The organism is Candidatus Polarisedimenticolia bacterium (genome assembly GCA_036004685.1).
GTDB lineage: Bacteria > Acidobacteriota > Polarisedimenticolia > Gp22-AA2 > AA152 > DASYRE01.
Window position 1 is genome coordinate 30,224 of sequence record DASYRE010000031.1, and the last position, 14,823, is coordinate 45,046.

Sequence of the window (14,823 nt, forward strand, 5' to 3'; positions counted from 1 at the left end):
GCCGGCCACGCTCGCGCTCGGTTGGTCGCGCGAACGTCATCTGCGTTGCGTCCATCCTTTTGGCTACCTATATTCTAACTCCCCTCCACGCTCACTCGTCAATCCTCAGCGTCAGCTGAATAGTATCGGGGAAGCCGAGGTGCGAGCCGAGAAGGACGAGGTGATAGAGACCGGGTCGATCGAGGTGATAACCGCCCTTGCCGTTGAGGAGGATCTTGAATACGATCCACTCCCCGGGCTGAAGGTCCCTTTTCTTGCTCGAGCTCGTCATCCTCGCAGGGTTCATATTCTTCCCAGGGTTCGCCGGCTGTGCGGAGCCTACCTCCTTCCCAGAGATCACCTTCGCAGGGCCCTTAACATAGGCTGGCTGTGGCGTGATTGCGTTCCATTCGTCGTCCAGGATTCGAAAGAGCGCCGTTCCGTCGAAAACCGACAAGGATGCGGGGATCTTGACGGTCTTGGGGGAGATGTTCTTGATGGCGACGTAGAGGGCGATGTTTTCGCCGACGTGGTAGCTCTTTTGCGGAGCCGCGAGGCGGCAGAGGGTGGGGAAGGGGCCGTGGCGGACGGCTTGTTTGGCACCGGGGATCCCCTTGCGACCTTTAGCGATCTTTACGAATCCTCCGGTCGCGCGGCTGAATTGCGCGGTGGCGCCGGAGGTGATGACCTGGATCTCCGCCAAAGCCTTCGCGCTAATGTTCGATGAGGATTGTCCGGAAAAGGGATCCGTCGTGTCGGCCCCATCCACAAGCGTTACGACTTCGGTGTCGAGAGCGCCGTGGATGTTGGGGCTGCCGCTATTCTCTATCTCAGTGACGCCAGGAGCCAGGGTCAGGACGTCCTGGTAGTCTCGAGCCATAACGGGCAGGTTTGAGATGTAGGCAGCGCTGGCAGTGGTTGCCACCGACGCACTCGAAGTGCTAATGACTTCCGATTGAGCCGCAACGGTTACAGTTTCTGCGTACCCTTGTCCAGGAACACCGCCGGGGACTCCTCCTAGAACTCCGCCGATAACGCCTCCAACAACACCACCCTCAACGCCTCCTACCACGCTGCCGGCGACACCGCCAGCGACTGCGCTATCGGTGCTCGCCACAGGCTCTTCCTTCATCCCCTCGGGCATCACGAGAGGAACTTTGACCTGTTCGGGCTCTACCGGCTCGGTCCGGGGCTGCTCTTCCACCGCTACGAAGGAGGTGTAGGCGGACACGAGGCGGTGGGATAAGGCGACATCCGTGATCTCCTCGACGAGCTCATGATTTGGATTGCCGATGAGCTGATTGCTCAGCTCCTCGATCTTCGAACGGGCCCAGAGGGAGGCGATAGCTTCGCCTCCGTCGGAGCGCTCCGGGAGCTGAATCGTGAGGCGGCGCTCGTAGGGCTGGCCTCCGAGCTTGCCGTGTAGGGTGATGTCACCAGCGCCTGCCTGATCGTAGCGTCCCATCAGGACGATCGGCTTGCCGAGGAAGAGATCGGGGAGCTGCGCGGGATAGGCGTCGGAGACCTTGAAGTCGCCCCAGTTCACCTCGAGGTCGGTCAGGTAGGGGTTCCGGATCTTGTCGTAGAAGCTCCGGACGGACTCGCCGGCATTTTCATTCAGGGGCAGGTACTCCACGCCGCCGCGGCCGAACTCCGCCATCTTGTCGAGGAGGTAGCGGTTGGGAGAGCTGCCGACGCCAAAGGAGAAGAGGCGGGCGCCGCCCAGGTGCTCGCGCAGGTAGGCGAGGATCTCGTCCTCGTTGCCGATGAACCCGTCGGTCATGAAGGAGACGATCCGGAGGCGCTGGGGATCCTCCGGGTAGCTGAGGGACGCCTCGACGCCGTCGAGCAGGATCGTGCCGCCGTTGCCGGAAAGCTCGTCGACGTATTCGAGGGCGCGCGCCACGTGGCTGGGGGTCGCGGGGACGGGATCCGGAGCGAAGACTTCCACGTTGTCGGCGAAGCGGATGATCTGGAAGTTGTCGAGCGGATTCAGGTTCTCCAGGGCGTAGCGCATCGCTTCTTTGACCTTCTCGATGGGCTCGCCGCTCATCGAGCCGGAGCAGTCGACGACGAAGATCATCTCCTTGGGGGTGATGCGGGCGTGGGCGGGCTGCAGCTCGGGCTGGATGAACATCAGGAAGTAGCCGGGGTCGCCGGCGGTGGCGCGGTGCGGCAGGACGGTGACTTCGGGAGCCGAGCCGTCGAGGCGGAAGCGCAGGACGAAGTCCTTGTTGGGGATGGAGTCCTCCTGGCGTAGGCGGACGGTGGCGCGGCCGGGAGCGGGGTTGTCGATGTCGACGGCGTGCGAGGTCGAAGCGAGGTCGTGGAGGCGCAGGCCGGTCTGGAGCTGGACTTCGAGGGCGATGTCGTGGCCGGAGCGCTCGCCGGGGCCTAGGACGGGCGGGGTGATCCGGGCGGTGTCGGGGGCGCTGGCACCGGGAGCGGTGGCCCCGCGGAGGACGTCGGCCGGGTCATCCGTGCCGTCATCATCGGTGTCAAGGTCGTTGTCGGGATCGGAGTCGTCTTCTGCGTCGAGTTCGTCCGTGGCCTCTGGGGCGATCTCGGTCTCAGAATCGCCAGAGGCACCGGCAACATCGGCGAGTGTGAGAACGTCAGTACAGATGTTCCCGCTCTCCTGACCCCAAGGAGCGGATGTTCTCGGCCCTGTATTGCCAGGCATGAACCGCTCTCCCACGACCATCGGGAACACGAACTCGTAGAACCCGGAATCGTAGGTGAGAACGTCGAAGAAGCGGATGCTGACGACGATCTCCTCGCCGGGGAGGATGTTCGCGACCGACTGGGTGAAAATGTTGGGGCGCTCCTGGTCGAGGAGCGCGGCGGTCCGGCCGGAGCGCCGGGCGACGTCGTACAGCGCCCGCGCCTCTTCCCTCTTCTTGATGGCGCCGCGGATCACCCGGTCGCCGATGCGGATCTCCATGTCGTCCACGGCCGCCTTGTGCGGCAGCGGAAAGACGTAGACCGCTTCGATGGGATGGTCGTACGGGTTCTGGAAGACCTGGTTGACGCGGACCTGCGCAACGTTGCCGGTGATCTCGGCATGGACGTCGGTGTGCTTGAGAGGAAAGGGCTTGGTCTCGCCCTTTTCGGACGTGGCGCGAAGCTCTCCGCCGGGGATCGGATTAGCCGGGGTCGACTCACCAGGCTGGGTGGCGGGACCTTGCTGGGCTCGAAGCGCGCCAGGGGCGGCGATGAGGAAGAGGGCGAGAAGAACGACTGCGTGGGCGAGAACGGGGATTCGTCTCATGGCGGCACCTCCCAGGCCAGTGAGTTTGATCCCCCGTTGTCAATGTACGCGCAGAGTCTAGAAGGAGGGAGGAAGAAATGACGCGGCGTGCTGTCTCCAACCCGCGCCGGGAGCGGCATGCGCACCGCAGCCTAGGAACCAATGAGAATTAGGAGGGGAGTTTCCTTCCAGGATCAGGATTCCTGAATCTTCTTGGCGAGACGGATCAGATCCTCGCGAGTGAGCTTCTTGCCCTTCATCGCTCGGAAAAGAATGGGAAGAGCATTGAGAAGATCTGGATCGCCCGTGATGTCCGGCGGGATTCTCCCCCCTCCGACAGCTGCCAGGCTGACCATCTCTCGCCATTCCTCTGTGTTCTTCCGGATCTCGAGTGCGTTCCCTATGCGCTCCAGGACTACAGCGTCCTGCGGTGGGGCCAGGACGCCACGCTCGTATCGACTCAGGTTTCCTGGGTCAATTCCCGCTCGGTGTGCGAATGCTCGCAACGTCTGCTTCTTCGCGATCCTGCGGGTTTTGAGCCAATCGCCGAAGGTTGTGGTTTGAGACATGTATTGCACCTCCTTGCTGTATCACCATTACAACGTTGTAAATAATATACAACAAAGGTAACGAGAGTCAAGGGCAATGTTGAAGAATTCTTGGCTTTTCAGGCAATGTATCACCTTGCGTGCCCATCCCTGGGCCGGCCGCTCTTTCGAGTCTACAATCGCAGCTTCTTACAAGGTGCGGCGCGGGCGCGGCCGGGGCGGCCGGCCGGGCGTGGCGCATGACGGATCGGAGCGGGCTTTCATGTTGAAGATCCCGCGGGGCTTTTGGGCCGCGATCTCGAACCTCCTGATCTCCATTCCGTAGAAGCAAAATCCCGCCGACGCGTAAGGCGAGCTCTCATAGCGCAGCAGGCCATAGCCATACAAGGTGCGGAAACTCAGGCCGTCAAGGAGTCGTCTCGATTGGCCTCGGGGTTCGGGCAGTACCAGGATGGGGGTTGCGTATCCCGCACCTTACCCCGGTCTCTACGGTCTCAACGTGCAGGCTGGAAGAAGAATTCGCGGAGGGTGAGCCGGGGAGCGGCCACCACCGAGGGGAGGATGGTGGCCGCTCCCCCGCGTGTTTTATTCGACCCTTAAGACTTGATACTTGAGCCAGTAGCTCCCCGTATCGTCGTCGTTGTTGAAGTTGAGCTTGCCGCCGAACTTCGCCGCCGTGCCGGTGAAGTTGATCAGCTCCTGGCCGGTCCAGGCGAGGTTCTGCGTCCCGAGATTGTCGGGGTCGCCGCCGAGCCAGACGACGAGCTTCTGGACGAGCGGCACCATGAGCTTGACGACCAGGGCCGCCTCGACCTGGCCCACGCCCGTGAGGATGTTCTGCGCCAGATCGCCGATGAAGCCGATCACCTTGTTGGCGGAGGCGGCGTCGCCGGCGTCCCACTCGTAGAGGGTCGTCGAGATGGCCAGCAGCCGGCGGACCTCGGAGGAGCCGCCCTTGACGGGGAAGACCGACTTGTCGGTGCTGTTGAACCAGTCGTCCTCGCCGTCGTCGAAGCCGGTGTAGTCGGTGGACGACTTGAGCCAGCCCATCTCGTCGGCGACGACGACCCACGAGGCGACCAGCTCGTCGTTCACCGAGAAGACGCCGACGATGCTCTCCGGATCGGATTCGTCGACGCAGTGCATCTGGGTGAATTCCGCGCGGTAGACCGAGGGGCTGACGTCGTAGAGGGCCCATTCGGTCACCGGCTGGCCGATCAGGTTGAGCAGGGCGACGCGATACTTGCCGGAGAGCAGGCCGGGAAGGATGACCTCGCCCTGCGTGTCGCCGAGGATCTTGAAATCGGCGACCACGGCGGTCTCGTTCGTGGGAAGGGTGACTTTGTTCCCCCAGGCGGAGGGAAAGATTCCCTGCCCATCCTGCGGCACGAACGCGATGAACAGCGGCTTCGGAATCGACGTCGCGAAGCGCGCTCCCTGGATCATCACCTGCTTGCCGGGACGGCCGGGGGTCGACAGGCCGGTGATCGCCGGCGGCGGCGGGGGCGGCACGCGCACGAAGACCGGGTAGCGGTTGCTGGTCCGCTTCGTCGTCCCCACCGTGACGCTCACCTCGACCTCGTACTTGCCGGGCGTCATGCTGCCGGGGAGCTTCAGGGAGATGGCGGTATTGGACGCGGCGCCGGGAGTGCCGGGGCCGAAGGCTCCCGACGAGCCGTCCGAGAGCACCTGATAGAAAGTCACCTTGTCGAGGCTCTTGTCGGGCGAGAAGTTGCGCCCGATGAGCGTGACGCTCTGCCCGGGGTCGTAACCCTGCCCGACGTCGGGAGTGGTGCCGGTGATCTGGACTTGCATGGCGGCGTTCATCAGGGCGCTGGCGTTCGGCGCGACCATCTGATTGCCGGACGAGCCCGGGGCCTTCAGGAACTGCGCCGCCGGGACGAGCGAGAACTCTTTCTTGACGAGCTGCACATCGAGGGGATGGGCCGGATCGAGATTCCGCATGGTCGCGGGGATCGCCCGGATCTTGGCCGATTCGGACACCGCTTTGTAGTCGGCGACGAAGCCGGCGAGCATCTGCTTGCTGACCTCCGGGTGCTTCGCGAGCGTCTTGCTGAACGCCACGTCGAAGGCGGTCTTCCCGCCGGGGGCGCCGATCAGGCCGCGGTCGATGGTGTGGACGACGGCGGCGAGCAGCGGATCGGGGGCCGGGGCGGCCGCCATGATCCGCTCGAGGCGCTCGCGCTGCGTGTACACGGGGCGCTTGCGGTTCGGTGGAGCGCCCCGGCGGTTCGGGGGCAGAGCCAGGTTCGGGGCGGCCTTCACGGGAGCGTTGGCGATGTTCGAGACCGACGTGCGGGTGGGAGCGCTGGTCATGTCCGCGGCGGCCGTCCCCTTTTTTTGAATCCCCTGTCCGCCGATGAGCGAGCCCGTTGTCGGGGCCGTGCGCGACTCTTGCTGTCCCGTCTGGATGCCTTGACCCGTGGCGGCCGCGGGCTGTGAAACGGGCCTGCTGATGACCGATCCGTTGGCGATCGTTCCCGCGGTGGGCGCGTTGCGCATCAGCGATCCCGTGCCGGGCGCGGAGCGCCGCGCCAGGGCGCCCGCCGCGCGGCCGGCGGCGCCGGCCGACATCGACGGGAAGTGCAGCTCGATCCGATCGATCCCCACGAAGTCGCCCTTGGACCTGCCGTTCCGGCTCTGCAGCCGGAGCGTCACGAGGTGCGTCCCCGGCCCCAGGTCGAGCGGCTTGAGCGCTTGCGCCTGGCGCATCACGCTCGGGGCGTAGCCGTCGATGCGCCCGACCTCCGTCCCGTCTACGAAGACGGCGTAGACGCCGTAATCGGGGGCGAGGGTGTAGGCAATCCAGGGCGCAAAGGTGGCTTTCCGGGAGAGCGGGAGCTTGAGCGTCAGTTCGGCGCCCGGCCCCGCGCCCGTCCACAGCAGCTGCTCGCCGGAGGACCATTGGGCGCCGAAGCCGTTCATGGGCTGCGCCGTGACCTGGCCCGCCGTGGCCTTGGAATCCCGGACCAGCGACTCCCCTTCGAAGCCCGGCGCCGCGATCTGAACGAGCGCCGAAGGCCGAAGGTTCCCACTCCTGGCGACTTGTCCGAAGACCTGCCCGGCCGTCACGCCGGCGGTCAAAACGCACCTCAGGATACAGGTGAGGCAGCGACGTCCCCGAATACCCATGGCAATTCCCTCCTTGCTAGGGATCACGGAGAAGGGCCGCTCAGGGGGCCATGGCTGCCGGGATTACGGAAATGTCTCGGTTCAAACCGCAGCCGCCAGGTTTTCGCGAAGCACGCGAGGGTGTCGCGCGGCGATGCGCAGCAGCGCCAATGCCGGTCCCTCGGGATTCCGGCGGTTCTGTTCCCAGTTGCGCAGGGTATGGATGCTGATTCCCAGAGCGTCGGCAAACTGCCGCTGCGTCAGGCCGACAAAGCGTCGAAGGGCGATGACGTCCTCGCCACCGGCCAGCTGCCCGCGGAGGAGACGCTCGCGCTGCTTCCTCGGAATCGCGCGGGCGAAATCCCGGTCGGTCAATTCACGAATGTCATCACTCATGTCCTTTCCTTTCCGATTCTCCATAGCGTCGGCGCTCCTTCTTGGTCGCCATGCGCGCACTCATAATCCGCACGACGTCGTCCTCACGCTCGGTGTAGACCACCACGATGACTCCCTGTCGGATTCGGCCCAAGGCGACAAAACGGTCCTCTTGGCCAGAGTGCTCTTCGTCGTAGATCTCCAGGTAGTCACCACCGCTTCGAAACAACTCCGCCGCTTGTTCGAACGAAAGGTGGTGTCTCCTGCGATTGAGTCTGTCCTTGGCGGGATCCCATTCAATTCGCAGCGCATGCAGATAGTATACGCCATTGACATACTAGGTCAATGGCTTATTCCACTCTACTTGCTTGGTATCACGCAGGAGGGCCGCTCAGGGGGCCATGGCCGCCGGGATCACGGAATCGTGCTGGTGAAAACCCGAGCCGGCGCCCCGCGGGGCGCCGGCCTGGATGAGGAAGAAACTGGGGGAACGGGAAGCGCTTACTGGGGGCTCAGCGTCTTGCAATCGTTGTCCGAGAAGCCGGCGCAACGGGCGTGGCACATGTTGGTGTACCGGCACCCGTGGCAGGTCACGGGCGCGTAGGCCGTGCCACAGCCGCATCCTCCGCCGCTGGGACAGTTCTTCGCCTCGGCCACCGGAGCGAAGAACTGGATCGTCGCCGCCGCCACCGCCACGAACAGGAGGACCAGGATCGCGAGCTTGAGCTTGGTCATGGTGCGCTCTCCAAGATGGGGGGTTAGAGGTTCGACTCGGCCTTCGACATTATGCCGAGCTCGACGACGGATCTAGAACGATCTTGCTTTTCTGGAGGGTAAAGCTACCGCAGCGTCAGCATCACGAGATCGGATTGGCGATCGACACGGACGAGGAAGAGGCCGCGGTTATCGCGGGAGAGGCGCAGGCTGAAGGGCCCCACGCGATCGGGGGCGACCGAGAGGATCGGCTTGATCGATTTCGTCTGCGAATCGAGGAGGAAAACTCTGTCCTCCCCATCGGTCATGATCAGCCGGCGGCTGTCGTTCAGCCAAGTGGGGAAGCTGCCGGAATCGGTGAGCCGGGAATACTTGCGGGACGTCAGGTCGTAGACGACGACGCCGGTGTTGTAATCGGTGCCGCGGTAGATGACCCCGGCGAGCTTCGAGCCGTCGGGGGACCAGGTCGAGGCGACGAAGGTTCCCTTGCCCATGCCGTGAGGCGGCAGCGGCTCGACCTTCTGCTCGGTCCACCGGCGGTTTGGATCGAAGATGCCGACGCCTTCGCTGCCGGAGCGGAAGGCGATCCTCTGGCCGTCGGGGGACCAGATCGGAAACATCAAAGTAATGGTCTTGGCCTGGGTGATCTGGCTCAGGCCGCTGCCGTCGGGGTTGACTGTCCAGATCTCGTAGGATCCGCTCCGATCGGAATAGAACGCAATTCTCTTGCCGTCGGGGGACCAGCGGGGCATCCGATCGCGGGCGGCATCGTGGGTGAGCTGCCGGCGCGCCGAGCCGTCGGCGCGTGAAATGACGATGTCCTCCTGCTTGCCAACCAGATGGAAGGCCACCCATTCTCCGTCGGGCGAAGGCTCCGGGGAGGCGACGTTCTCGGAGCCGCGCGTGATCCAGACGGGATCGCCCGTCACCTTCTCGGTGCGCGAATCCATGGAGTACCTCTGGATGTTCTGCTGGACCACCGCGGAGCCGTAGACCAACCGGTTGCCGTCGGCGGAGACGCGGAGGTCCCGGGCCGTGCCGGTGGCCGCCTGGGTCACGGGCTGGAAGGCGCCACGGATCTTGCCGGTGCTCTCATCGATCGGCACGCGCCAGACGTTCATGTTGCCGTCGCGGTCGGAGATGAAATAGAGGAACCGCCCGTCGGCGGACCAGACGGGGCTCCAGTCGAGGGCCTCGTCCTCGGTGACGCGCACCGGCTGGCCGCCGACCGCCGGGATCGTGTAGAGATCTCTCTGGCCGCTCGCTCCGACCACGGCCCAATAGGCGATGCGGGAGCCGTGCGGCGACCAGGCGGGCTGGACCGCGTCGCCGTCCGACAGCTTCCGCTTCTGGCGCGTCTCGACGTTGACGGCCCAAAGAGGGTCGATGGTGCTGCGGCCATGGGGATCGACCCACCTTTCGAGCTCATAGGCAATCTCGCTCCCGTCCGGGGACCAGGCGGGGCGGTAGCCCTCGTCGGTCAGCCGCACGACGGAATCCCCCAAGACCCCCATCACGAAGATCCCGCCTCCTTCGCGGTCGGACCGGAAGGCGATCTTCTGCCCGTCGGGCGAGAAGGCCGGCTGCGAGTCATCGGCGGCCGAGTCCTTCGTCAGGTTGATGGCATTGCGCCCGGAGATGCTCTGCACGAAGACGTCCCAATTCCCGACGGGGCGTGAGGCGTAAGCGACCATCCGTCCGTCGGGCGACAGGCTGGGGAATACCTCTTCGCCGGGTTGGTCGGTGAGCTGGGTGAAGGTTCCATGGAGGACCGGCGGTGCCGGGGATTCACCGGCCGGGTTTCCGGGGCGCAGCAGGAAGTAGCCGAGGAGGGCTGCCCCGACCAAGCCCGCGCCCAGCGCGAACAGCAGTCCACGCGAGGCTTTCGGCCGCACCGCCGGCGCCGCCGTGGCGGCCGGCAGGGCGGGTTCGCTCGTCCCCGACTGCACTTCCTTGCGCAGCTCCACCATCTCGTTCTTGAGATCCTGCGCCGTCTGATAGCGCTCGTCGGGATCCTTGGCGAGGCAGCGCTTGACGATGCGCCCGAGGTGGCGTGGCAGCGCCGGGTTCAAGTCGGTGACGGAGACCGGAGCGTCGCGCAGGATCGACGAGAGGATCGATAGCCGGCTGCCGCCCTCGAAAGGTCTCCGGCCGGTCACCATCCGGTAGAACACGACGCCGAGGGAGAAGATGTCGGTGCGGTGATCGACCGGCGTGCCTTCGGCCTGCTCGGGCGACATGTAGGCGACGGTCCCCAGGATTTTCCCTTCGGCGGTGAGCTCGGCGGTCGGAAGGTTCGTCGCCATCGGCTCCCCCGCGGGTTGCTCGCGCAGCTTCACCAGCCCAAAGTCGAGGATCTTGATGCGTCCGTCGTCGCTGACCATGATGTTGTCGGGCTTGAGATCGCGATGCGTGATGCCGCGCTTGTGCGCCGCGCTGACGGCGTCGGCGATCGGGATCGCGAGGTCGAAGAACTTTGCCAGCGGCAGCCCCTCCGCGGGGATCATCTCGCTGAGGGTCCGTCCCTGGATCAGCTCCATCGTGATGTAGTGGAGGCCTTCGGCTTCCTCGACCGAATGGATGGTGACGATGTTGGGGTGGTTCAGGGCGGCGACCGCCTGGGCCTCGCGCTCGAAGCGGCCGCGGAGCTCGGGGTCGGCGGCCATGGCGGACGGCAGGATCTTCAGCGCGACGCGCCGGTTCAGGCGCGTGTCCTCAGCGAGATACACCTCGCCCATCCCGCCGCTTCCCAGCTTCTCGATGACTTTGTAGTGGTTGAGGGTCCTACCGATCAATTCACGACTCCGCACCCATCGCCCGACTTTTCGCGCATTCTACCTTAAGTCCGCATCAGGCAGGGCTTCCTGCAGATCGAGCCCCCCGCGACGGTCGCGTGATTTTCGTTGGCCGGCGTGAGCGCAGATTCGACGACCCGGCGAGGGAAAGCGGGCGTCCCGTTTATTGAAGCGTCAGCATCCAGAGATCGGATTGGCGGTCGATGCGTACGATGTAGAGGTGGTTGTCGCGGCTGACCCGCATGCTGAAGATATCGACGTTGTCCGGGGCCACGGAGAGGATCGGCTTGATTGAATTCGTCTGGGAATCGACGAGGTATACTTTGCTCGCCGTGTCGGTCGTGAGCAGCCGGCGGTTGTCGTTGAGCCAGGTGGGAAGTGTCCCGCGATCGGTGACGCGGGTGTACTTCCTGGTCGTATAGTCATAGACGACGATGCCGGTGTTGTATTTCCCTCCCCTGAAGATGATGCCGGCGAGCTTCGTCCCATCCGGCGACCAGGACCAGGCGACGAAGCTTCCATCCCCCATTCCGTGCGGAGGCAGCCGCTCGATTTTCTGCTCGCGCCACGAGAGGTTCGGGCTGATGAGTCCGCCTCCATCGCCCCGGGGGTCGCTCACGTATATCCTCGAGCCGTCGGGCGACCAGATCGGGAACACGAAAGAAATCTTCGAGGCGGTGAGCTGGCTCAGATCGCTGCTGTCCGGATTGATGGTCCAGATTTCGTAAGAACCGCTGCGATTGGAATAGAACGCTATCTTCTTGCCGTCGGGAGACCACCTCGGCGTGCGATCGCGGGCGGCATCGTGCGTAAGCTGCCGGCGGCCTGTGCCGTCGGGATGCACGATGAAGATATCCTCCTGGTTCACTACAGTCTGGTAGGCGACCCATTCTCCGTCGGGAGAGGGGTCCGGGTTGACGACCGCTTCGGATCCGCGAGTCACCCAACTGGGCTCGCCCAGCACTGTTTCCGATCCCGGCTCGATGGGGTACCGCAGGATGTTCTGGCGGTTGGAGGCGGAGGAATAGACGAGCCGCTTGCCGTCCGCGGAGAGGCACAGATCCCGGGCGGCTCCGGTCGCGCCCTGCGTCACGGGCTGGAAGGATCCTCGGACTTCGCCGCTGGCCTCGTCGATTGGAACGCGCCAGACATTCATGTTTCCGTCGCGATCCGAGATGAAATAGAGGAAGCGGCCGTCAGGAGACCAGACGGGGTTCCAGTCGAGGGCCGAGTCTTCAGTGACGCGGACGGGATTTCCGCCCTGGGCGGGGATCGTCCAGAGATCTCTCTGGCCGGTCCTGCCGAGGATGCCCCAATAGGCGATGCGCCAGCCGTGCGGCGACCACGCCGGCTGGACCGCGTCTCCGGCGGTGATCTTCCGCTTCTGCCTCGTTTCGACGTTGATCGCCCAAAGGGGGTTGATGGTGTTGCGCCCGGCCGGGTTGGCCCATCGTTCGATCTCATAGGCGATCTCCGCGCCGTCGGGCGACCAGGCGGGTCGATAACCTTCGCCCGTGATGCGCACCACGGAATCCCCCAGGACTCCCATCACGAAGATCCCGCCTCCGTCGCGGCCGGACCGGAAGGCGATCTTCTGGCCGTCGGGAGAGAAGGCCGGCTGCGTGTCGTCGGCGGTCGAGTCCTTCGTCAGATTGACGGCGTTGCGGCCGGAGACGCTCTGGACATAGACGTCCCAGTTGCCGGAGGCACGGGAGCTATAGGCTACCATCCTCCCGTCGGGCGACAGGCTAGGAAACAGCTCTTCTCCGGGCTCATCGGTGAGCTGCGCGAAGCTCCCATGGACCACAGCGGACGCGGATTCTCCGGCGCGGCCGGCAGGGCGCATCAGAAAATAAATGACCGCCGCTCCGGCGAGGAGGCCTGCGCCCACGAGCGCGAAGGTGAGAAGGATCTTGCTCGATGGCTGCACCGGCGTGCCCGCCGCGGCGGCCGGCCCCCCCGCTCCCGATTGCTCCTCCTTGCGCAGCTCCGCCAGCTCGTTCTTGAGATCCTGGGCAGTCGAGTAGCGCTCGTCGGGATTCTTGGCGAGGCACCGCTTGATGATCCGGCCCAGGTGGCGCGGAAGGGCCGGGTTCAGGTCGGTGACGGAGGCGGGCGTATCGCGCAGGATCGAGGAGAGCACCGACATCCGCGTGTCGCCTTGGAAAGGCTGCCGGCCGGTCACCATCCGATAGAAGACGACGCCCAGGGAAAAGATGTCGGAGCGCTGATCCACCGGCTTGCCTTCGGCCTGCTCCGGGGACATGTAGGCCACGGTCCCCAGGATCTTCCCTTCGGAGGTCAGGGTGTTGGTCGGGAGGTTCGTCGCCACCGGCTCGCCCGCCGTTTCGGTGAGCTTCACCAGACCGAAGTCGAGGATCTTGATGCGCCCGTCGTCGCTGAGCATGATGTTGTCGGGCTTGAGGTCGCGGTGCGTGATGCCGCGTTTGTGCGCGGCGCTGACGGCGTCGGCGATGGGGACGGCGAGATCGAAGAACTTAGCCAGCGGCAGCCCCTTCGCGGGGATCATCTGCGCCAGCGTCCGCCCCTGGATCAGCTCCATCGTGATGTAGTGGAGGCCTTCAGCATCCTCGACCGAATAGATCGTGACGATGTTGGGGTGGTTCAAGGCGGCGACGGCTTGCGCTTCGCGCTCGAAGCGGCCGCGACGCGCCGCGTCCGAGGCCACGTCGGAGGGAAGAATCTTCAGGGCGACGCGCCGGTTCAGGCGGGTGTCTTCGGCGAGATACACCTCGCTCATCCCGCCGCTCCCCAGCTTCTCGATGACGCGGTAATGGTTGAGGGTCTTGCCGATCAAGCCAACTCTCCGCACTTCAATGGCAAAACGCTTACCTCAACAACTTTGTCAGCGGAGAGCCGGATTCGCCCCGAAGGTGTTACTTATAGGCGACAGTTTTCACGCCGCGTAATGAACATGCGATTCGAGGAAGCAGCTCATCACGAGATCGGGCAGACGCTGGGTCGACCGCAGGTATCCGCGGACGTCGCCCATCAGCTTCGTCTTGTTCCAGGGTCGTCTTCGACCGAGGGCGTTTGCTCTTCACGTCTTGGTTCAGCATTTCATCGGGGTTCAACTCCGGGCTATAGCTCGGGAGAAAGAACATCCGGATCTTGGCTTCGTGCTTCAGAAGCCAGCGCTTGACTCCCGCAGCGCGGTGCACGGGATGGCGGTCGACGATCAAGAAGATCGGCTGCTTGACGTGGCGGATGAGCCGCTTGAGGAATTGCAGGAACACTTTCACCGTGAACCCTTCCTCGAACACCATAAAGGCGAGGCGACCGCGATTGGTGATCGTCGAGATCAAGTTACAGCGAAATCGCTGGCCCGTCCCGGGAATCACCGGCGTCCTTCCACGACGGCCATCGGAACGGCCGACTTGGTGATCCGATCGCAATCCCATCTCGTCGCCCCAGTGAATTTCGGCCGCAAAATGCTTGGCCTGGCGCTCGATCGCCGGGTATTCCGTCCGAAGCCACAGGCGCACTTCCGCGGGGTTCTGCTCGAAGGCCCGTCGAACCGGCTTCTGCGGGGTCAGGCCCCACGCCTTCAAGTACCGGCCGACCGTCCAAACCGAAACCTCTACCCCAAACTCATTCTTCAGCAATTGTTGGACCGCCTCCCGCGTCCACAACGCGAAGGGCAGCCGGAGTTGGTCCGGACACTTTCCGATGATCCCTCGAATCGCCCGAGAGCGATCCTCGACCACGAGTCGAGGTCGAGCCGGTCGACCGCGCTTCCGACCCGTCAGTCCCTTCGACCCCTGCTCTTCGTGGAGCCGCGACCACTTGTTGACCGAGGCGCGTGACACCTTGAACACGGAGGCCGCTTGGACCTGGCGCATTCCTCCCCGAACTGCACGAATCACCCGCTTTCGGAGATCTTCCTGAGCCGACGATGACAAAGAACGAGCGTCCTTGATTCGCAATGCCTCGGGCCAAATGCCCAGTATATTATGCTCCGATTAGTAAGAAGCAATTGTTCTCGAGGAACGATTCAGAGAAGTCGCGA

General features: G+C 64.3%; 9 protein-coding genes. All 9 read right to left on the reverse strand.

Annotation, left to right across the window (positions count from 1 at the left end):
• Positions 1–91 precede the first annotated feature (91 nt).
• Positions 92–3,250, reverse strand: coding sequence for a VIT domain-containing protein (locus VGR67_07105; protein ID HEV8336163.1), 3,159 nt, complete (start codon positions 3,248–3,250; stop codon positions 92–94).
• Between the two features lie 173 nt (positions 3,251–3,423).
• Positions 3,424–3,798: a helix-turn-helix transcriptional regulator gene (locus VGR67_07110; protein HEV8336164.1), complete on the reverse strand. Its 375-nt coding sequence runs from the start codon at positions 3,796–3,798 to the stop codon at positions 3,424–3,426.
• 564 nt (positions 3,799–4,362) lie between these two features.
• Positions 4,363–6,930, reverse strand: a complete 2,568-nt coding sequence (locus VGR67_07115; GenBank protein HEV8336165.1) for a hypothetical protein — start codon at positions 6,928–6,930, stop codon at positions 4,363–4,365.
• A gap of 81 nt (positions 6,931–7,011) precedes the next feature.
• Positions 7,012–7,329 (reverse strand): helix-turn-helix domain-containing protein, encoded by a 318-nt coding sequence (locus VGR67_07120; GenBank protein ID HEV8336166.1) that lies wholly within the window; start codon positions 7,327–7,329, stop codon positions 7,012–7,014.
• Positions 7,298–7,600: a BrnT family toxin gene (locus VGR67_07125; protein ID HEV8336167.1), complete on the reverse strand. Its 303-nt coding sequence runs from the start codon at positions 7,598–7,600 to the stop codon at positions 7,298–7,300. The genes VGR67_07120 and VGR67_07125 overlap by 32 nt, the downstream gene beginning before the upstream one ends.
• Before the next feature lie 185 nt (positions 7,601–7,785).
• Entirely contained in the window at positions 7,786–8,019 is a 234-nt protein-coding gene (locus VGR67_07130; protein ID HEV8336168.1) for a hypothetical protein, read from the reverse strand.
• Between the two features lie 104 nt (positions 8,020–8,123).
• Entirely contained in the window at positions 8,124–10,793 is a 2,670-nt protein-coding gene (locus VGR67_07135) for a protein kinase (protein HEV8336169.1), read from the reverse strand.
• A 163-nt stretch (positions 10,794–10,956) separates the two neighbouring features.
• The gene (locus tag VGR67_07140) at positions 10,957–13,611 is read right to left on the reverse strand and encodes a protein kinase (GenBank protein ID HEV8336170.1); all 2,655 of its coding nucleotides are present in this window, start codon (positions 13,609–13,611) and stop codon (positions 10,957–10,959) included.
• 79 nt (positions 13,612–13,690) lie between these two features.
• The gene (locus VGR67_07145; GenBank protein ID HEV8336171.1) at positions 13,691–14,656 is read right to left on the reverse strand and encodes an IS630 family transposase; all 966 of its coding nucleotides are present in this window, start codon (positions 14,654–14,656) and stop codon (positions 13,691–13,693) included.
• Positions 14,657–14,823 lie beyond the last annotated feature (167 nt).